At 37.9% G+C, this 19,876-nt stretch carries 15 protein-coding genes and 3 pseudogenes; 3 read left to right on the forward strand and 15 right to left on the reverse strand.

Annotated features, from left to right (window positions below; genetic code table 11):
- Window positions 1-509 precede the first annotated feature (509 nt).
- The 8 genes and pseudogenes from BK582_RS04170 to BK582_RS28010 all read right to left on the reverse strand — a co-directional run bounded on the left by BK582_RS04170 (window position 510) and on the right by BK582_RS28010 (window position 7,087).
- Window positions 510-1,340 (reverse strand): HAD family hydrolase, encoded by an 831-nt coding sequence (locus BK582_RS04170; RefSeq protein ID WP_078593122.1) that lies wholly within the window; start codon window positions 1,338-1,340, stop codon window positions 510-512.
- Window positions 1,341-1,588: 248 nt separating this feature from the next.
- On the reverse strand, window positions 1,589-2,620 hold the full coding sequence (gene fni, locus BK582_RS04175) for a type 2 isopentenyl-diphosphate Delta-isomerase (RefSeq protein ID WP_078593123.1): 1,032 nt from the start codon (window positions 2,618-2,620) through the stop codon (window positions 1,589-1,591).
- Between the two features lie 101 nt (window positions 2,621-2,721).
- Window positions 2,722-3,534, reverse strand: coding sequence for a squalene/phytoene synthase family protein (locus tag BK582_RS04180; protein ID WP_078593124.1), 813 nt, complete (start codon window positions 3,532-3,534; stop codon window positions 2,722-2,724).
- A gap of 375 nt (window positions 3,535-3,909) precedes the next feature.
- Window positions 3,910-3,987, reverse strand: a pseudogene (gene rpsI / locus BK582_RS26405) (30S ribosomal protein S9); the annotation flags it as partial.
- A 762-nt stretch (window positions 3,988-4,749) separates the two neighbouring features.
- On the reverse strand, window positions 4,750-5,211 hold the full coding sequence (locus tag BK582_RS04185) for a Mov34/MPN/PAD-1 family protein (protein ID WP_078593125.1): 462 nt from the start codon (window positions 5,209-5,211) through the stop codon (window positions 4,750-4,752).
- Window positions 5,212-5,213: 2 nt separating this feature from the next.
- A pseudogene (locus BK582_RS28285) lies at window positions 5,214-5,963 on the reverse strand (ThiF family adenylyltransferase); the annotation flags it as partial.
- A 12-nt stretch (window positions 5,964-5,975) separates the two neighbouring features.
- Window positions 5,976-6,959, reverse strand: coding sequence for a ubiquitin-conjugating enzyme family protein (locus tag BK582_RS04200; RefSeq protein ID WP_078593128.1), 984 nt, complete (start codon window positions 6,957-6,959; stop codon window positions 5,976-5,978).
- Window positions 6,959-7,087, reverse strand: a complete 129-nt coding sequence (locus tag BK582_RS28010) for a hypothetical protein (protein WP_276328190.1) — start codon at window positions 7,085-7,087, stop codon at window positions 6,959-6,961. The genes BK582_RS04200 and BK582_RS28010 overlap by 1 nt, the downstream gene beginning before the upstream one ends.
- A gap of 648 nt (window positions 7,088-7,735) precedes the next feature.
- On the opposite strand from BK582_RS28010, the gene BK582_RS04205 reads away from it, so the two are divergent.
- Window positions 7,736-9,084 (forward strand): IS3 family transposase gene (locus tag BK582_RS04205; protein ID WP_139368210.1). Its coding sequence is split into 2 segments (ribosomal slippage): window positions 7,736-8,189 and window positions 8,189-9,084, totalling 1,350 coding nucleotides; the frame shifts between segments, so codons are not numbered across the junction.
- A 286-nt stretch (window positions 9,085-9,370) separates the two neighbouring features.
- On the opposite strand, the gene BK582_RS04210 is transcribed toward BK582_RS04205, so the two are convergent.
- Together BK582_RS04210 and BK582_RS04215 are read right to left on the reverse strand one after the other, a co-directional pair.
- Window positions 9,371-10,777, reverse strand: coding sequence for a cell wall-binding repeat-containing protein (locus BK582_RS04210; RefSeq protein WP_244895338.1), 1,407 nt, complete (start codon window positions 10,775-10,777; stop codon window positions 9,371-9,373).
- Between the two features lie 21 nt (window positions 10,778-10,798).
- On the reverse strand, window positions 10,799-11,800 hold the full coding sequence (locus BK582_RS04215; protein WP_078593129.1) for a F510_1955 family glycosylhydrolase: 1,002 nt from the start codon (window positions 11,798-11,800) through the stop codon (window positions 10,799-10,801).
- A gap of 246 nt (window positions 11,801-12,046) precedes the next feature.
- Here BK582_RS04215 and BK582_RS04220 point away from each other — a divergent pair, with 246 nt between their 5' ends.
- Window positions 12,047-13,165, forward strand: coding sequence for an acyltransferase family protein (locus BK582_RS04220; RefSeq protein WP_276328191.1), 1,119 nt, complete (start codon window positions 12,047-12,049; stop codon window positions 13,163-13,165).
- Between the two features lie 100 nt (window positions 13,166-13,265).
- On the opposite strand, the gene lgt is transcribed toward BK582_RS04220, so the two are convergent.
- From lgt to BK582_RS04235, 3 genes are all read right to left on the reverse strand, one after another.
- Window positions 13,266-14,120: a prolipoprotein diacylglyceryl transferase gene (gene lgt, locus BK582_RS04225; protein WP_078593130.1), complete on the reverse strand. Its 855-nt coding sequence runs from the start codon at window positions 14,118-14,120 to the stop codon at window positions 13,266-13,268.
- A 213-nt stretch (window positions 14,121-14,333) separates the two neighbouring features.
- Complete coding sequence (locus BK582_RS04230) at window positions 14,334-15,761, reverse strand: sensor histidine kinase (RefSeq protein WP_078593131.1); 1,428 nt, start codon at window positions 15,759-15,761, stop codon at window positions 14,334-14,336.
- A 229-nt stretch (window positions 15,762-15,990) separates the two neighbouring features.
- Window positions 15,991-16,695 carry a C40 family peptidase gene (locus BK582_RS04235; protein ID WP_244895340.1) on the reverse strand — a complete coding sequence of 235 codons (705 nt, stop codon included), beginning with the start codon at window positions 16,693-16,695 and terminating at the stop codon, window positions 15,991-15,993.
- Between the two features lie 731 nt (window positions 16,696-17,426).
- Between BK582_RS04235 and BK582_RS04240 the strand changes: the two genes are divergently transcribed.
- Complete coding sequence (locus BK582_RS04240) at window positions 17,427-18,521, forward strand: metal ABC transporter solute-binding protein, Zn/Mn family (protein WP_078593132.1); 1,095 nt, start codon at window positions 17,427-17,429, stop codon at window positions 18,519-18,521.
- Window positions 18,522-18,791: 270 nt separating this feature from the next.
- Here the strand turns inward: BK582_RS04240 and BK582_RS04245 are convergent.
- A pseudogene (locus tag BK582_RS04245) lies at window positions 18,792-18,947 on the reverse strand (heavy-metal-associated domain-containing protein); the annotation flags it as partial.
- 272 nt (window positions 18,948-19,219) lie between these two features.
- On the reverse strand, window positions 19,220-19,504 hold the full coding sequence (locus tag BK582_RS04250; protein ID WP_078593133.1) for a metal-sensitive transcriptional regulator: 285 nt from the start codon (window positions 19,502-19,504) through the stop codon (window positions 19,220-19,222).
- Window positions 19,505-19,876 lie beyond the last annotated feature (372 nt).

Here is a 19,876-nt window from a genome sequence, read left to right on the forward strand (position 1 = left end):
AAATGACGATATAAGTCGCCAAATCACTAGTTATAATTATTATTGAATACCATTGTAATGTCAATGTAATTTTAAGCGATTTCATAATAATTTTTGCAAAACTGTTAATATAAAGATTTTGCTGAAATTCCTTTTGATACACGTAAAAAGATCCTCGTTTATCCCAAAGGCCTAAGCACACAACGACCTAACGAAAAGTGACTCCTGGTCTATGTTTTAAAAAAGCTCTGTTAAACTTTATTGTTGATTTCCACTACAGGACGCTCGCTTGCACCACAGGCATTAGCTGAAGGCGCCTCGCTTCCTTTCGCTACAATCAGCATACATGTAAAAATCAACATTGGACTTTAACAAAGCCTTTAAAAAAGAAAAAACGAGGTTCCGTAAATACGCACATTCGCTATAAAACAAACAAGAACGCCTGGATAATAAAATCCAGCCGTTCTTGTTCTCTTTATATAATGGTATTTATATTTTTCCGGACTTTCTCTCCAGTCCGGAAAACTACTTTAAGATGTCTGCCAGCTCTTTCTTAATGAGCTTGTCCAGTCATTTATTTTGTTTACCTGATACAAGTCTTTATGCTCTGTCGGGTGGGGGTGTTCAGATATATAGACGGCTTTCATACCAAGTAATAAGGCTGGTGCTATTTCGTTAATAAAATTATCACCAACTGAAACCATTTGGCCGAAAGGAATCTTATAAATGCTCTGAAGCTCTTCAAAGAATGCTTTCGTCCTGGCCGGCTTTTGAGCGGAGGTGATGACATGATCAAAAACCCCTGTTAACTCCAGTTCGCCAAGAAGTCTTAGTACGTCTTCCCGGTCACTGTTAGTCATAAGTGCTATATCATGCCTTTCTCTTAGCTCCAGTAAGAATTCCCGAAGACCGGAGATCGCTTCAAGTGTAAACTCCTCGCTGACCATGTATTCTTTCGTTTGCAGATACCTCGGATAACAGTCTTTTACTCCGTAATGTTTTGCACTGGCAAATGGCAGCCACCATCCATCTCCAATTGCCACCAGTTTCTTAAAATCAAATACAAGCTGCTCCTCCCCATATATTCGTTCAGGGGCATCGACTTTTTCTCCGTTCCACTTATGGGCTTCCACTGCCTTCAATGTGAGTGGATCCACGGTAACGGCTAAATCATTTTCCACATCATAGGCTTTTCCAATAGCTACGGGATGCTCTCCAGCCTTCATTTTTTCATAGTCGTTCCAGAATGCTTCCCGATTCTCTTCAGGCACATCCTGCATCAGCAGTTCTGCATAGTAGTCAAAATGGTCTGTTCCTTCATAAAGCGTTCCGTCTAAATCAAATATGTATAAATTTTTCATTTTGTCTGTCTCCCTTTTCCTAATAAAGACTCCTGCATTATTTTATCATTGCGGCAGATAAAATTACAGCTCATATACGGTCGTGAGTTTATAGTATAAAAAACCTCTGTCCTTTAAGGGGACAGAGGGTGTAGACTTTCGGAGCTGACTGCTCACCGCGTCTCCGGTAAGAGATATAAATTTCAGCTTCTCTTTAAGCTGCTAATAACTGTATCCGAAAAAGGCTCTCTCCTGAGCCCGCTGAGACTCTAGCGCTGTTCCCTCAAACGAGGGGAGTCCTTCAATTCCCGTATCGTCTCCGCTCCTATTCCGAACATCGCCATTCGAAGTTCCATTTCCCTGATTTCCATCACGTTAAGAACATCTTCCGGGCTCTCGGTCGCTTCTTTCAGGATCGATCTGCCAAACCCAGCCATGTCAGCTCCCAGAGCGATGGCCTTGGCCCCGTCAAGGCCTGTCCGCATACCGCCGCTGGCAATCAGCGGATGGCCCCCGACTTGTTCCCGAACCTGCCTGATCGATTCCACTGTCGGAATGCCCCATTCGCTGAATGCTTCTGCTGCAGCCTGCCGTACAGGATCTTTCGAACGGAATTTTTCCACCTGGCTCCAGGAAGTGCCTCCTGCTCCGGCGACATCGATAAACGAAACCCCGGCTTCCATTAGATTTTTAGCTGTCTGTCCATCGATTCCCCAGCCTACTTCTTTCACCCCAACAGGAACCTCCAGTGTGCTGCAGAGTTCTTCGATTTTCTTTAATATCCCTTTGAAGTTAGTATCGCCTTTATCCTGTATTACTTCCTGAATACTGTTCAAATGGAGAACGAGCATATCAGACTCGGTTATCTCAATAATCTTCCTGCATTCCTCGATCCCGTAGCCATAATTAAACTGAACGGCACCCAGGTTGGCAATTATCGGAACACTCGGTGCGTATTTCCTCATTAAGAAGGAGGAGGAGTGCCCGTCGCTGTCAAGCAGTGCTCTGGTGGATCCGAGCGCGAGGGCCCAGCCTCTTATCTCGGCCGCCTCTGCCAGATTACGGTTTATCTTCTCAGCCAGGGCTGTACCGCCCGTCATGGAACTTATCAGAAACGGCGTTTTGCATTCAAATCCAAGAAAAGTGGTTTCCAGAGAGATTTCATCAAAATTGATTTCCGGGAGAGCATTGTGTATGAACATAAGCGAATCAAATCCTGTTGAGATAGATTCCCCCGTAACCTTTTCGTTCAGCGCAATTTTAATATGTTCAGATTTTCTTTGCTCGATTGAGCTGGCCAATGCCAACACCTGCCTTTGCCATCAAGATTCCTTACAATTTCTCCCCTGTATACAGAGGAAGATCATATAATATAAACCTTCTTCCCTCTCAACATCGAGAGTTAATCGATTTGAACTTCTTTCACGGTTTGTTCCACTTCCGCACGGGACATTTTTTCACGGCCCTCTTTCAGCGCATTTAATGTTTTATGAGCCAGGGAGAGGGGCAGACGGCAAAATAATATAATGCTTTTTTTACTAAGAGACTTCATATATTCATCTGCTTTTGCCAGATTTTCATCTGCGTATGCGAACAGCTCTGTACGTGTCCAGCCATCAGGCACAAAGCTTACCCCCCGTTCTTCCAAATCTTCCTGCTCATTCCGCAGTATATTCACAGCCTGAAGCCCTCTTCCATAACTGATGGCAAGGTCCCTGTCTGTTTTTTCCCCACCATAGTACTCCCAGAGATCCGAAAGCATAACTCCAACAAGCCCCGCAACGTAATATGTATAGTTGTCCAAATCCTCACGAGTGCGGATTTCCCAATTTGCTTTTGACCACGTTGCCATACCAAAAGCCATCTCACATGCAGCATTACTGATGATTGGCCGGGCATCCTTGGGGCAGGCTTCCAGCCATTCTTCTAATCGGAGCGTGACTTCCGGCATCCGGTCTTTTACCGGTTCAATAATTTCCTTATATTCTTCCCTATTAAATCCATGCTTAAATAAATCACTTACTTGCATCAGGATAGTATGTTTTACCTCATTGTCCACTTCTTCATGATCTTCAATTTCATCAATAGCCCGAAATACCAAATAAGCAGCTGCGACCGATTGTTTTAACTCCTTCTGCAAGAAAGTAATGGGAATATAAAATGTTCTGCTCGTCTCTTTCAGCATACGCATTGCATCTTTAGGAAACCTGCTCATTTTATTTTCGTACCTCCTGTTTTAATCTGTCTATACTTTCAGTAACTCATATAAAAGGAATTGTATATAAACATGATTCGCCAGACCTTGCCTTTGATTTCCATTATTCCATTACATGCTGTTCAAACACAAGGATAAAGGATAGAAAGCTTTGAAAAAACTGAGGCCGACGTTCTTCTTCTGAATTTCTTCCCCCTCAAAAGCATCACCAGGTTAATTTAGCAGGCTGTTATATCTTTTGTTCAAACTATAATCATTATCCTTCATGCTGTCCAAGTAATCTATTTGAAACTCCTATGCGTGATCACCACTATACCGGAGCACAAAAAAGACCCCCAACCGAAATCGGTTGAGAGCCTTCCAAACGTAAGTTTATTATCGCTTTGGGAACTGAGGTGCACGACGAGCAGCTTTAAGACCGTATTTCTTACGCTCTTTAAGAGGTGGGGCTCTTTTCCGTTTTATGGAAATCGATAAACCGCTTAAAATCAGCATTTCTCCCTTTAATATTTGATGGGATTTTTTTCTATTTCACACAAAGGGTATTCAAGGGGTATTCAAAAAGGTATTCAATATATATATGCTGGCAGGCTATATACAGGAAACCCTCTTGATTTTTGCTTTACAGATTTTGGCTCAATTCATTATTAGAAATGGAGTATCTATTTGCTTGTGTTTCTACACTATGTTGCTGCTTTTTAAAGCTACTTCTCAAAGAAAACATTTACTGCCACAATGATACCCTCATATTATCTATGTGCGGTATATCATTCTGGTTTTATTCTTATCCTCCAGTAACAAGTTTGTGCTTCACCGCAGCTTTATAGGGAAGAATGTATAGAAATAACTAAAAACATTACTTCGGTAATTATTACCGGATTAACTACCGATTACTGCATTACCATCTATGCGATGTTTTTTACCAAAAGTTACCACAGAATTTGCCACTTGTTGTCAACGAGTTTAAAGTAAAAAAGCTTAATCTCATTTTCTTACTGTGAAATTAAGCTGTGGTCTTTCGAAATCACGCAATAGTGAAATAACATTTTATATTGAATGGTATTGTTGTACTGCGTAACAAATGACTTTGTTTTTTTATTAATTATGCAAATTTATTAACAAACCCTTGTGGGTATGTGGCTCTATGATGTGATTACAAATTACAAATAACAACAAGAAAAGGAACTGCCTATTCACAGTTCCTGCATTCGAATATTACTCCTCATATATTATATAATCTAGCTTCTTCCTCTTACTGTTCAGATAAATAAAAGTTCCGATCGATATATCATTACGTTTTTTCCGTACAATGATAAGGAGTGGACAATCATTTTGGTAAGAGTCAGTTTCAGATATTTCAAACATAGACTTATTATCTTGTGGACTAGGAACGGGCTTTCCTAAAGGGTGTGTATGCCACTCGCCAAGATAATTTAATCCCCCATTCGACTGCTCAAATATTTCCTCTATCTTGTTATTACAATAGTCAACATCTCTCTCAAAGTGTAACAATTGATGCTTGGCATTTGGACCAGGACCTGTATTATCTGTAATAACAAATTCATTCCCTACCCGATACCCAATTAAAACTCCTCCTGTTTCTTTAAGACCAAATAATTTTGTCTCATTGAAAAAGGAGTCCATAACTTTATAATGAATAAAGATTTTATATGACATTTTTAACTCCTATTACAATGATCACAGTCAGGATGTTTATCTATCTTCTTCTGAACAAGCTTCATATTACCACCCTTCCCTTGACTTATCCAAAAGATATGGTCATTTTCAGTTTGTTCATAGGAATCTTTCTCTTCTGAAAGCAAAGTTTGAATACTTAATCGGGTTGTAAAATTAGCAATTATACCTGTATCTATACCACTACCAATAAATGCAGGTGTAGCACAACCGTCATCATATATTTCTTGGTTCTCATTAGGCTCAACTGACTGGAGTTCTTCATCATCACCAATATGTTCTAGGTGACAATAGTAGCAACCTGTTTCTCCTGGTACCACTCTAAAAGCTCTTCCACTCCAAGCACCTGGACCTACGAACGAATAGACAATTGGTATATTATAGTGATAAGCCATGTGGTTTAAATAGTATTCGGTATGATGGTTACCGACTGCACAAACAATTAAATCAAAATCTTTTAAGTGTTCTTGGACAATTTCCTCATCTACTCAATTTCCCCAATGTTCGTTAAAAGCTTGAACATTAGTATAAGGATTATGAGATTTTACTATTAGCTCAATTGATTGCTTCTTAGGCAGTCCCACATAGTGTATACTAGGTTCCTGTCTTATGACATTCCCGACACTTACTGAATCATTATCAATCAAAGTAAGCTTTCCCATACCAGCTTTGGCTAGATCAACAGCAACTGAAGAACCAATAGTTCCTAATCCTAGAACCAAAACATGTTGCTTACTTAAAGACTGCTAGCTTGGGCTTCTTTTAAACAGTTTATTTTGCGAAATCTCCTCCGACTTAAATACAACATAAGGAAAATGTAAAGGTCTTTTATTAGCAACCTTACTACTCTTTAAACCGACTACTAAGAATCGATTTTCATAATTTCCTTTTTGCTCAACTTCATCGTTATATTTAATCCCTAATAGTGCGCCGATCTCAACATTAGGGTTATTTCGTATTACTTTATCCTTAAGGTGTACAGAAGCCTGCTCACATTTTACTTTTACATTTTTATGTCCTTGTTGTTCCAACCACTCTACCAATTCATTCTGGTCTTCAAAATATGGTGGAGCAGTATCTACTTCAAAACATTTACCGCTATATTCACGAGTGTTTTGCTTTAAAAGATCTAACTCTCTCTCATTTAGAAGATCTGTTCTATTACAATGGATTCTAGTCAAAAGACCTTTGAAAAGGAACCTTTCATTTGATTCATCTGAAAGTTTTTGTATGTTAATAGTGAAGTTACCTTCTTTACCTTTCCAATCTGGTTGATAAACACTTTCTGGTGCTATTAATACACCTTTGTGTTTTACAGAAAAAAGTGAATATTGTTTTGGCTCAGGTCCATCAATCTCCTCTGAAGGGGAAAATGAATCCGTTAAAGTTTTCTCAATCCATACTTTTGCTCTCTCTAGAATATCAATCCCTGTTTTGTTTCTATTATCTTCCCAATCTACATATAAGCACAGCTTCCCGGCATTCGGTAGAATATGCTTCTTATTCCAAAAGTCCTTATCCTGACAAAAGCATTCAGGTGGGAAATAAGGGAACCCCTCCGGATATTCTATATCAAGTTTGTAGTCTTTATTGTTAACATTAACTACACCTGTAAAAACTACTCTTTTCTGGTTCTCTAGTATATCACTTTGCAAAGAAAAACCCTGATTATTCAGGGCTTCTCTCTCCCAATCAAACCTATCTTTTAACTCAATGTACCAAGGTTCCATTAGGCAAACTTCTTTTCATCCACTTTTGTTGGTTTATCTTTCCCTAAACCTGGTGGTGAAGGTGGTCCATCTGGTTTACCCTTAGGTGGTTGTCCATGTGGATGTTCTGGCTTATTATCTTTTGACATTACTACCACTCCTTATAATAGTATATAAATAATTTAGGTAACCTAAGACGACAAAAGAAAGTATGTTCGTATCTTCATTTTACCAGTTATTAGTTGTTTGTCAATTCGAAAAATACGATATTTTGTGTTATTTGTTACACTTGGCCAGATAGGCATACTATATACTGAAGTTAGTATACTTGACAAAATATAATTAGATTAAAAAAGAAAATACAACAGTTCCTATTGAAATTGTTATTTATTATGGGAGTAAGTTACTCTAAAATCTGCCCCGTTTATTGAAACCAATCACCTCTAAACAAAAAGCTACTTCTTTACTTTTGAAGTAATTTGTTGCGTAGTATAAGTCTACTACGTTGTAAAACAGATTAATCTAGCCTGTTGCATACTATTGAACAAATTATGGATATAGGTCTAATTAATTCAAAAATACTACATAATCCATAGTTACAAAATAACCGTATCGGATTGTATGGTATAGCAGAGTATCAGAGTATTTAACTTTATTGAGCGCATAAAAGTTAATGAAGAGAGTAGATTAAAATTTATAGTCTTCTCTTTTGAAATAAAATAAAAGCAGCAGGAACCCTTTGAAATGAACTGCACCCCAATTGTTAGACAAAAATAACGATTGGGGTGCATTTATTTATGACTAAATTTACAAATGATACGAAATTACTGCTCGTTCAAGGGTATAATTCGAAAATAATTTCCCAAAAAGAATATGCAAAACAGATAGGTGTAACCAGAGCACAATTCCAATATTGGTTGAAGTTATTTGAATTACATGGAGAAGACGGACTTAGAAATACCTATACAAACTGTTCTGTTAGATTTAAACTAGACGTACTAAACTACATGGTTCAAACCGGTGCCTCATTAATGGATACCGCAGCTCTCTTTAAACTCTCCAGTTTTACAATGGTGTATGATTGGCAGAAAAAGATGGAGGTTGGTGGTATAGAAGCCCTTGAACCGATTCAAAAGGGACGTCCATCTATGAAAAATAAATTTACTAAACAATCAAAGCAAGCACCAGCTGAAGGATCAGTTGAGGCATATGAAGCGCGTATAAAACAACTGGAAATGGAAAATGAGTATTTAAAAAAGTTGAATGCCTTAGTTCAAAAAAAGTCACCAAACAAGACAAAGCGCAAGTAGTCTATGAGTTAAGGCATAAATACCCGGTGAAAGCACTGGTGAAGCTCGCTGGTATTCCACGCAGCACATACTATGATTTAGTTAAGCGAATGAATCGTCCAGATCCGGATGGCGATTTGAAGGCTGAAATTAAAGCCATTTACGAAGAACATGAAGGTCGTTATGGTTACCGCCGCATTCGTGATGAGCTAGCGAATCGCGGGCAAAAAGTGAATCACAAAAAGGTTCAGCGTATCATGAAGGAACTTGGGCTAAAATGCCTGGTACGCCTGAAAAAATATAAATCATACAAAGGCACTGTAGGAAAAATAGCGCCGAATCATTTAGATCGTCAATTTACAGCAGATGCCCCAAATCAGAAGTGGGTAACGGATATAACAGAGTTTAAATTATTTGGTGAGAAGCTTTATTTATCTCCTGTCTTAGATTTATTTAACGGAGAAATTATTACATATACAATCGGCTCAAGACCAACATATTCACTTGTTTCGATGATGTTAGAGAAAGCTCTGGAGGGGCTACCAGAAGAGCATGAACTACTAATGCATTCAGACCAGGGTTGGCATTATCAGATGAAACAGTATTGTCATGCCCTCCAAGAAAGAGGGATTATACAAAGTATGTCTCGTAAAGGGAACTGTTACGATAATTCGGTGATGGAAAACTTCTTTGGAATCATGAAATCAGAATTTCTCTATTATAAGGAATTTGAAAGTATAGAGCATTTTAAGCTAGAACTGGAAAAATATATGAATTACTATAATACGAAACGGATGAAGGCAAAATTCAAAATGAGTCCGGTGCAATACCGGACTCATTTTGAGCAAGCAGCCTGACAAAATAACCGTGTCTAACTTTTAGGGGTCACTTCAAAACCTGCTGCTTCTTTTACAATTCTTTAACGCACTCCGCATGTGTCGAAATGATTGCAGGCACATAATTTATAACAAATATAGTGGCGCTTACTTAAAACAGAATTTATTTCCCCTATAATCAAAACAAAAGAATTAACATCTGTAGCTGCTGCTTAGTGGACAATTATATGACTAAAGGTTACTAGTGGCTATCTCTTTCTAGAGTTCTCAATACAGTTGCTAACGTTTGAATTAACTTAATTATCGTTTAATGCCCACCATGGTCATCGCCTGAGAGAGAAACAATTTCAAGTTTTTCATCAATAACCCCTTGTACCTGGAAGGTGATTGAGTCCGTACTTCCAAAGATATAACCATGATTGTATGGTCCTTCAGTTGGATTATCTTCATATGCTGGCTTTAATTGTGCTAAATAATCAAATACCGCCTGATTTAGTTCTCCTTCTTCCAACCAGATCATAGGAGAATGTTTTCCTAAATGTGCAAGCGGAGCACCAGGAAGTGCCAGTTCAGGGTTAGCCGTTGAAGCGAAAGTCAAGCCATGTCCAGGCTCATCAATTCCCCATCCAAAGCCTGTTTCTTCATCAAAATAATATGCAAAGGCAATAGAAAGTTCTGTTGGTGTATCGCCCCCTATACGGGTCACTGGTCCGTAATCAGCCAGCTCCTCTTCAATGTTTCCTGAAACTTCGTTTTCAGAGCCTACTATATAGATGTTAGCTCCTCCATTCCGCTTTCCCAAGGCTTCAATTGTTGCCTCAGGAATATCAGTTTCAGTTACATATAACAATGGCTCATCCATGTGGGAAATCCAATCTCCAGCCACTGATGTCATTAGCTGGGCATCGTCTGCGGAAGATCCTATAATTACACTTTGCGGAAGGTCCCCAGTAATATCTGCGTAATACTGGTCAACCATTGCAGCAAATTCTGCAGGGTTATCCGCTGTAATTTGTTCCACTTCAAAACCGGACAGCTTGTCCAGTTCATTTTCCGGAAGGTCATCCATAACCATCACTTGGGTGCCCTCGGAATTTCCTAATGGCTGAAGCCTTTCTATCTCTTGAAGAACATCTTCGGAGATGGAGCCATCTGTATAGAGGAGCGGGCCATCGTTCGGATGATGAACAAGCGTCAATGCTGCTAGGGAGTGCTGCCATGAATCAGCGGGACCAAGGATAACAGTTCCTGGTTGGTTTCCTTCGTGAGTTGCCGGCCAAATGGTCTGTGAAGCCAGAATTGAAAATGTAACTGGATCATCGTTATTGATTCTAGTAACATTTTTCGTATTTTCTATTTGAAGTCCGTCAAGAGCATTATCATTAAACGATTGAGGGCCTTCTGATGCTTCAGCCTCTATTTCCTCTCTTCCACCTGCTCCATGCCCTTCATGCTCCTCATTTACCTCGTTGTTATTATCGCCATGGTCACCATGACCGCCATGGTCGTTATTATCAATTTCATTATCATTATGCATATCGTTATTTTCTCCGTGCCCGGCATGCTCGTCGTCGTTATTCATTTCCACATTATTCATCTCGTTGTTATTGTTAGCGCCGTCATTTGTTGTTGTGTCGTTTGCATCATTATTACAAGCTGCAAGGAAAATACTTGAAGCCGCAAGTACTGATAAAATACTGGATTTCTTCATCATAATCATCCTCTCTTTGTTGTATTAAGCTGGTTCTCCATTCTCCACAATCAGTTGCCATGTCTTTCCCTGATCATCAGACCAGTATATAGAATCTGAAGCAGTACCTATCGCCAGAGTATCCGTATTGTTATGGTCAACTGCAATAGCCAGTACAGGTGCAGCCTCCTCAGGCAGCTCACCAACAACTTCCCATGTCTCACCGAAATCAGTGCTCTTCATTAACCCCTCTATTCGGCCTATTCCGTTAGCGAATAAGATTCCATCAGGCCCCTGGCTCACACTTGTCATAGTAAGTTCATTGTTAAATAAATTAAAATTTTCTCCGCCATCAAGAGACTCGTAAATTCCATTAGCCATACCTGCTAGTACTCGTTCAGAATCCTCAGGATCAGATATAATTGAATAAAGTTCATGAAACCGGTCATTTATGCCTTCTGCACTGACTTCCGACCAATCCTCTCCGCCATCTTGAGACTTAAACATTCTTCCACCATAGGCATCAAAACCGTAAAGGTATTCAGAGTCTCCCTCATTTGCATCCATTAGGTGAAAATCTACCTCACTATATAAGGCCCCTGTTTCCCATGTGCCGCCATGGTCTTCACTTTTCATAACTCCGAGTGGGTTTTCCAATTCAGAACCATGCCCCGGGTGCCCACTGCTCATGAAGATATTTTCAGCTGTGATGAGGAAACCCATAAAGTCATGCCGGTCTTCCTCCGTCCCCTGCCAATAAAACTCACCGCTGTTTAAGTCTGCATGCATCAGGCCGTAATGGGTTCCTACATATAAGATGCCTTCTTCCTCTCTATCAAAAGCCATATCATGGATATGTTCAATCTCCTCTACAGCCTCCCTGACCTGTTGTTCATTATCCTCATTCGGCTGTTCAGCTTCTTCACTAAGATCCCGCTCCGGTCCGTCCACAACTGCAGGAGGCTCTTCCTCACCTGTTGTACAGCCTGTGAGTATTATTAGAATAGCACTAAAAAATGCAAACATCTTCGCCTCTTTATTATCCAACTAGCAACTCTCCCTTTCACTTTTGTCTTTAAATTATGCATTAAAAATATGAAGAAAATTTGAAGAAAAATAAAATATTATCTCAAGTTCACCACGCCGTGGGCCTTTCTTAGGTTGAAATATTATTCCCCATATTAAATTGTTTAACAATATTCTATAACTTTGTAAAGAAAAGACCTCCACAAATAAATTGCTATTTAAGTTGCCTTCAAACTTTCTTCATAAAGTTTTGTTTAGATTAAAACGATGTATTATGAGAACCGAAAAAAGGAGCTGCCTTCAATTAGCAAAAAAATAATTTACGAAGCATACTGGCTGAGAGCAATAGCTTGTATGGCTGTAGTTATTACTCATGCTGTTAATACAACCCTCATTAATAATGATAGCTCTGACAGCCAATTTCAAGAATATTTATTAATAATGCTTAGATTTATGGCTTTTTTTGGAACACCTGCTTTTGTTTTTATATCAGAGTTATTAATTTCCCGCGCTTATCCAACAAAGATTCCACAAGGTTTTCTTATAAAGCGAGTTAAATACTTACTTTTTCCTTATGTGTTTATGGGAGCAGTATTTGCAGTTATAGAAAGTAATTCACAAAGGGAATTCTTTCAGAAAACTTTTTTCAATCTCCTTTTAGGGGGATATACCGGGTATTTCATTTTAATAATTTTTCAATTTTATATTCTGCATATTTTGTTTTCCCGTTTCTTGAAGACCTTGCCTGTAAAGCCTGTTATCTTTATTTCATTTATTATTAATTTGCTTTACTTAGCGTTATTTAATTTTACAGAGCCATTTCCTGGGGCGTTAGGGGAATATTTATGGGCAAGGGGGTACTGGATGCCATTTATTGGCTGGATATTTTACTTTATCTTAGGATATTACAGCGGCCTACATTTTGACCTTTTAAAAGAAAAAATCAAGCAGTACAGAGCTCTTATTTTTACTGTTCCCCCCTTGGCTCTGCTCCTGTTAATATTATTAGTCAGAGCAGATATAGTAACTGTAGTTTCCTCCAAAAGACTGGATATGCCCATTTATACTGCGGGAGTTATAATGGTCATTTTATATTTAACCTCAAAGTACAGAAAGACACCAGAGTTTATTTTGGTTATTAGTAAATATTCCTTCAATATTTATTTACTTCATAAAATCTTTCTGTTTTATCTTCCGCCTATTGAAGGAACAAGTCCTTTTATTTATTTTGTAATTTCTTTTCTGTCATCGCTTATGTTTTCAGTTTTACTAGCAAAATTATTATCTTTCTTTAAATTCAGCCATTACCTTATCGGTAAGCCGCTTCCCGATCCAAGAAGTATACAAGAAGATAAATTTAGCACTAAATTAAATGGAACAAACTGAAACAACACCTCCTGAAAATATTTTCAGGAGGTGTTGTGGTATAAACTAATCAGTTAATGTGGTTCTTTTCCCTCAAGCAGTTTTGTATAGTAAATTAATGTTAGCTGATCCTATGTTTCTTTTTCCGGTCACTCTGTATTTTAGTGTTATTTAAATACCGTTCTTCCGCCAATCCTGCTCTTCTCCTGTAAAAAAGTATGATTACTCCTCCGATTAGTGTAAGAATAGAAACTGCTTGAGCAGTCTTAACTACTCCAAATACAAGGAGGTAATCCGTCCGGATTCCTTCTATTATAAATCTTGCGATGGAATACCAGATAGCATACGAGATAAACATTTCCCCTCTTCGTAGGTTTGCCCTCCGAAGCAGCAATAGTATTGCAACTCCAAGCAGGTTCCATAAAGATTCATAAAGGAAAGTAGGATGGTGGTAAGCCCCATTTATATACATTTGATTTATAACTAAATCAGGTAGCATCAAACTTTCTAAAAAGCTTCGGGAAACTTCCCCTCCATATACTTCCTGATTCATAAAGTTGCCCCAACGTCCCACAGCCTGTCCCAAAAGAATGCTTGGTGCCGCTATATCTGCAATCTTCCAGAAAGACAGGTTTCTCTTTCTCGCAAAAACTAAAGCTGTTATTGCGCCTGCAATTAATCCTCCATGAATCGCAAGCCCGCCTTCCCAGATTGCAAATATTTTTGCAGGATTATCGGCAAAGTGCTCCCATCTGAAAAATACGTAATAGATTCGCGCACCAATAATGGAAATTGGCAGTGCAAAAAGTAATAAATCAGCAAAAGTGTCTTTAGGCAGCCCCCGCCTTTTCGCTTCCGAATTAGCTAATAAGTATCCAAGGAGCGCTCCGAGACCAATTAAAATACCATACCAATATACTGTCACAGGTCCTAACTCAAATGCAACCGGGTTCAGTGGCTGTATTGTATTCATCATCACTACACCTCATTTTTCCAGTACCAGTCTTTTCAGCTTCTAACCATTGGCACCTTGTATACCTTTATTATCTGTCACAGATATGAAGAAACCTTGAAGTTATTGCTCGCATATTTGACGAGTTTGTTAATAACGTTCTGCTGTCATGAAGTCATTTTATTAACATGAAAAAGTTAATACCATCTGGTTTCATAACTAACTCTAATTGGTCATTTATTCAACTGGGAGGTATAGAAAAAATTCCGCCCCTTCTCCTTTAACACTGTCAACTGAAACCGAGCCATCATGCAGTTCAACTATCTCTTTGACTATCGCTAATCCAAGTCCTGTAGCACTATTTTCATTTTGTTTTCTGGATTTATCCGCCTTATAGAATCTGTCCCAAATATTTAAAATGTCTTCTTCAGCAATACCTTCGCCAGTGTCCTTCAATGATAAAACAATATGGCCATGCTTTTTTGAAAGAGAAATATTGATTTCTCCATTTATTGGCGTATGACGAATAGCGTTTTCCATGAGATTCACCAAAGCCTGTTCCATTCTATTAGGATCAAATATAACCTTTAAGCCTTTGCATTCCCCAGAAATATTCAGACTATGTTTAATCAGTTTTTGTTCAAAAAGTAGAATTCTGCTTTGGTAAATATGTTTAAGCCAAGCATCAATTGGAATTAGTTCTTTTTCCAATACCATTTTCCCTTCATCCAGTTTTGTCAGTAAGAAAAGATCGCTTACTAACTTTTCCATCCTTCTCGCCTCATGATAGATTACATTTATATTTCTCTTCCATTCTTCATGGTTTATTTGTTCACTTTCCTTCATTACTGCAGAATAACCTTTGATATACGTAATTGGCGTACGAAGGTCATGAGAGATGTGGGAAATAAATTGCCTTCTTGAATCACGATACACTTTTAATTGACGTGTCATTGACTGAATACTGTCTGCCAAATGACTGACTTCATCTTTCCCGCTAACATTTAGTTTAATTTCAAAGTTACCTTCCGCAATCTTTTCTGTCATTTTACTAATTTCATTTAATGGACGTGAAACTTTCCTTGTCAAATATTTAGTTAAAATCAAACCGACCCCAACTGCAGCAATACTCATCAACAATAGTAATATTACAAGCTTGATCCTTGCTTGATTGATATCCCCCGTATCTTGGTCCAGAAAAATATATCCCCTTACTTCATCTGTTGCAGAATCGGATATTGGCATGATTGCCCAAACATGGGGAATGTGATGGACAATATAAGTATCTACATGATCGATAAATGGTTCGTTTTCCAAGCGCTCAATCGACTCTCTGTTTTCAATTAGCCAATCCGTTATTAAATTCCAGAGTTCCCCTGACACATTTGCTGATTGGCTGATAGCTGATAGATCACTGTCCAAAATAATAAAAACGCTATTTTTCCCTTCCTCAATTTCTTCTATGTAATCGATTGCTAAATCATCCGAGTGCTGCTCAATGAAATTAGCATGGGCTGCAGCCCTTACAGAAATCTCCCTCTCCACATGGTCCTGGTAGTGTGTTTTTGTAATCCAGTTTGCCCCGCTAATCAGAATAACAACAAGGGAGAGGAGAATCACCATTACTACCACAGTAATTTTTGTTGCAAGTTTTTTTTGCAGCATACGTTTCCTTCTTTCATTATTTACTCTTGAAAATGTATCGATCCACTGTTAAGTGTCAATTAGTATTAAATTGGTACTCATATATTTTATTATAATAAATTGAATTATTTATGAAGTTTTCAAAAACTTGTGTCCTGTTTTATATAATTTAGTATAAAAAATAAAATTCACAGAAGTATAAAAGCACTACGGTAAGAAAACCGTAGTGCTTCGTATATGTCAGTGACTATTATAATCTTTTAGCACCAATATAAGCATTGCTCCAGTAAGAACTGTTCATATCAGAGATAGTTACTCCTGTAGAAGCTCCGGAGTGGATGAACTGGTTGTTTCCAAGGTAGATACCTGCGTGGGAAGGACCAGTTCTTGTTTCAAAAAATACTATATCACCAGGTTGTGGGTTTGAAACTGAAGTCCCAGCACTCCACATTTGTGCTACTGTACGGGGGATGCTTTTACCATTTTGGGCGAATGAATACTGTATGAAGCCGCTGCAGTCAAAACCGCTTGGGGTCGTTCCTCCCCATACATAAGAGCTTCCTATTAAGCCTCTAGCTGTTGAAATAACAGCGCTGGAACTGCTGCTTGCTGTTGATGCTGAGCTGCTCGCTGTTTGTGTATTCCTTGTGGCTCTTGATGTTCCGTCAGAGCTGTTCGAGAGACCTAATGAACCAAGGGTTGCTGGTCCTGCTGTTCCATAAAAATTTCCCGCAGGGCTGGAGATGCTGTTTGCCAGCTGATATGCCTTAACTGCACCAAGTGTCTGTGGGCCAAAGATTCCATCCACTGCGATATTTTTACCATTCTCGTTTAATGATGATTGAAGTTGCCTTACGTCGTCTCCTCTGTCACCGATGTTTAAAGAAGCTTCTGATAAAGAAGGTACAGCGAAAAGTGCTCCTGCTAAAGTTATACTCATGATGAATTTTTTCATTTTTTCTCTCCCACTTTCTCATTTAAAATATTTATATATACTCTATGAAGTTTTGAAAATAAGCTTTGTTTTTTGCTGCATCTATGCTTGTCCCGCTTGCAGATTTAATATTACATGCAAACATGTATAAAAAAAACTCTTTTTTGAGATTGTCAATGAACTTAAAAGACTCTGTTACTATACTGAAATATTTTCCAATCATATTGGAATAGATTACCGTTTTAAAGTAACGAAGGTCCTGTAAAATAAAGACAAAATATGACTACATTTGCATCCTTTTTGCTTTTTTAAGTACACAGTAACAAAATTTGTGGGGAAACTGTGAAGTTTAGATAATCTAAACTACCTGGCAATCATGCAAAAGCCTTATTACTGAGAATTTCCATTGAAAATTAATATGGAATTAAGTTGGTTTCCGGGACTTTGAATCTTCTAGCCCTTTTGTTACCAGGAAAGGTGGAAATAATCCAGATATGAAACATTAGTATGTATAATTTAACCTGGTAGATATCATCGTGATAAAGCTTAGTCCACCCCGACATTCTAATCCTCAATGCTTTCTTTACTATAACTGTGCAGTTATCTCCTTCATAAGCGAGACCCACTCGGTTCCAGAAGATCTTCCCGTCTGAAAAACAAATTATAATGATTACTATTTACAAATCGTAATCATTACGATACACTACCTTTTATAATTATATATATTTTTCACTTGAAAGGTGGCATGGACATTGAAACACCCAATCTTACTTTTTACCTTGCTATTCACAACTTTTTTGTTAGTAGCATGTGGAGGAAATGAACCAGAAACAAGCGCAGATAATAACTCTTCCACAATTGGCTCTGAGGAAAACAACGCGCCTGAAAACTCACAACAAACAGATGAAGAAAGCATCCCCTTGCAGGTATACACAACACTTTATCCGTTAGAAGAATTCACGAGTCGGATTGGTGGTGATTTAGTTAATGTAGTAAACATTATCCCTCCTAATTCAGATGCTCATTCTTTTGAACCTACTGCCAATCAAATGATTGACATTGCTGAGTCTGATCTTTTTATTATTAATGGTGCTGGTTTTGAAGGATTTGCAGAACGTATTCAAGAAACTTTGGAGAACGAAAAAGCCAGAATGGTCACGGTTTCTGAAGGTATCCAATTAATTGATGCCGATGAAAATGATATACATGATGACCACGGAGAAAATAATCATAATGAGAATGACCATAACGAAGATCATCATAATGAGGATAATCATGCAAATAATGAAATTGCTGAGGATCTCCATAACGAAGACAAACATATTGATGGCGACCCCCATATATGGATTGATCCTATTCGTTCAATACAAATAGCTGAGAATATTAAAGAAGAATTGATCGACTTAATGCCAGAAGCTGAAGAAGAATTCACAGCTAATTTTAAATCTCTTAAAGATGACTTGGAGAGCCTTGATCAACAATTTAAAGATATGCGAGAAGAAGTGACTAAAGATGTCTTTGTTGTTTCTCATGCAGCCTATGGTTATTGGGAAGATCGTTATGAGATTCACCAGGTTGCAATTTCTGGTCTTTCTCCATCTAACGAACCCTCTATTAAACAAATTGAGGAGGTTATTAATTTTGTAGAAGAAAATGAAATTAATTTTATAGTATTCGAACAAAATATTCCTGCAAATATAGCGGAAACTGTACGCGAACAGGTGGGAGCAGATGCATTATGGCTCCATAACCTGGAGTCACTTACTAATGAGGAAATCGAGTCAGGTGAAGACTATTTCAGCCTGATGAAAAATAACATTAAAACTTTAAGAATAGCTTTGCAGTAAAATATCGGAGTATATTATAACCTTGATAGTATACTCTTTTTTATTAGAACAATAATCAACTTTTTTTAACATAAAAACTCTACGATGTCTGAACATTCCGTAAAGCTTTTTTCAAACTCTTTAAGATCGGATAACCTTATAACTTGGGCAGACAAGCTTTGCCTTTCCCTATCTCTATACCTTGCTAGGGTATTATTTAATTCAAAAAATCATCGTGCGTTATATGCACGATGATTTTAATCTTAGTGTTAAAACTTTTTTTAAGGTCCCTCAAGACTTCACTTCATATCCTTGCTTTTCAATCACTTCATTAATTTGGTTTAATGCAACCTGTTCAGAATCATATTCCACGATTACTTTTTCATTATCCAATTGTACTCTAACCGATTTTACTCCTTGTAGATTACCTAAACTCCCCTCAATTGTGTTAACACAATGTCAACAGGACATTCCTTTTACTGTAATCGATTCCTGTTTCATTAGTTATACCTCCCTCAAAATAATACCAGTTGGCGTATATTTATATTACCCTGTACCGTATTTCAAGGTTAACACTCGTGATTGCAGTCAGACAACTTTCGGGATAAGTTTTCTAATTCTGAAAAGTAAAGGTTATCTGCCGGTTTGTAAGTTCGTTTATGGTCAGCCTCCTACGTACCAAAAAAGAATAACAAACAACTGTGACCCTTCCAGTTATACTATTTAACCATTTTTTTCATAACATCCGTGAGCTCTTTAATAGCTACTTCCCCATCATTGTTTTTAATAGCATTTGCTACACAATGATGGGTATGGTCTTCCATAAGACCGATAGATACCTTGTTTACTGCAGCCTGTACAGCAGCAATCTGGTTTAGAATATCCACGCAATACCGGTCATCTTCGACCATTTTATGTATACCTCTTACCTGGCCTTCAATTCTCTTTAACCTGTTTAAGATTTGTTGCTTATTTGGCTGAACCGTGCTCCTGTTTTTTTCCATTTTTGCCCCCTCGTATATCGTTCCTTAAGAAGTTATTAATATCGTATCACATACAGTATTTTATTGGAATAAGGGGCAAAGCCTAATGCCTTAAGATATATAGAATAACTTCTTATCTTATCACTCTTTCCAAATAATCAGCATTTCGGTCTTTACTTTTTAATCTAAATCCGAATGCGGTTCCACCATTTACAGCTTGCCTTTGTATTTCTGAAAAATAATTGATACCATACATCGGCATAGTATAAAAGTATTTTATTTTCAGTACGATTTTTTGAGATATTCTAACAGTCTAAATAATTTAACAGGACTATTTTATATTTTTTTCAATTCCTGTTTATAATAATTAATACGAGGTAAATACCTATACAG

The organism is Evansella clarkii, assembly GCF_002019695.1.
In the GTDB taxonomy this organism is placed as follows: domain Bacteria; phylum Bacillota; class Bacilli; order Bacillales; family Salisediminibacteriaceae; genus Evansella; species Evansella clarkii.

Bases quoted from the DNA above. Each gene is read 5' to 3' on its own strand.
- BK582_RS04170 (WP_078593122.1), bottom strand. From the start codon at position 1,340: ATGAAAAATTTATACATATTTGATTTAGACGGAACGCTTTATGAAGGA.
- BK582_RS04180 (WP_078593124.1), bottom strand. From the start codon at position 3,534: ATGAGCAGGTTTCCTAAAGATGCAATGCGTATGCTGAAAGAGACGAGC.
- BK582_RS04185 (WP_078593125.1), bottom strand. From the start codon at position 5,211: ATGTCATATAAAATCTTTATTCATTATAAAGTTATGGACTCCTTTTTC.
- BK582_RS04200 (WP_078593128.1), bottom strand. From the start codon at position 6,959: ATGGAACCTTGGTACATTGAGTTAAAAGATAGGTTTGATTGGGAGAGA.
- BK582_RS28010 (WP_276328190.1), bottom strand. From the start codon at position 7,087: ATGTCAAAAGATAATAAGCCAGAACATCCACATGGACAACCACCTAAG.
- BK582_RS04210 (WP_244895338.1), bottom strand. From the start codon at position 10,777: ATGATGAAGAAATCCAGTATTTTATCAGTACTTGCGGCTTCAAGTATT.
- BK582_RS04220 (WP_276328191.1), top strand. From the start codon at position 12,047: ATGTATTATGAGAACCGAAAAAAGGAGCTGCCTTCAATTAGCAAAAAA.
- lgt (WP_078593130.1), bottom strand. From the start codon at position 14,120: ATGATGAATACAATACAGCCACTGAACCCGGTTGCATTTGAGTTAGGA.
- BK582_RS04230 (WP_078593131.1), bottom strand. From the start codon at position 15,761: ATGCTGCAAAAAAAACTTGCAACAAAAATTACTGTGGTAGTAATGGTG.
- BK582_RS04235 (WP_244895340.1), bottom strand. From the start codon at position 16,695: ATGAAAAAATTCATCATGAGTATAACTTTAGCAGGAGCACTTTTCGCT.
- BK582_RS04250 (WP_078593133.1), bottom strand. From the start codon at position 19,504: ATGGAAAAAAACAGGAGCACGGTTCAGCCAAATAAGCAACAAATCTTA.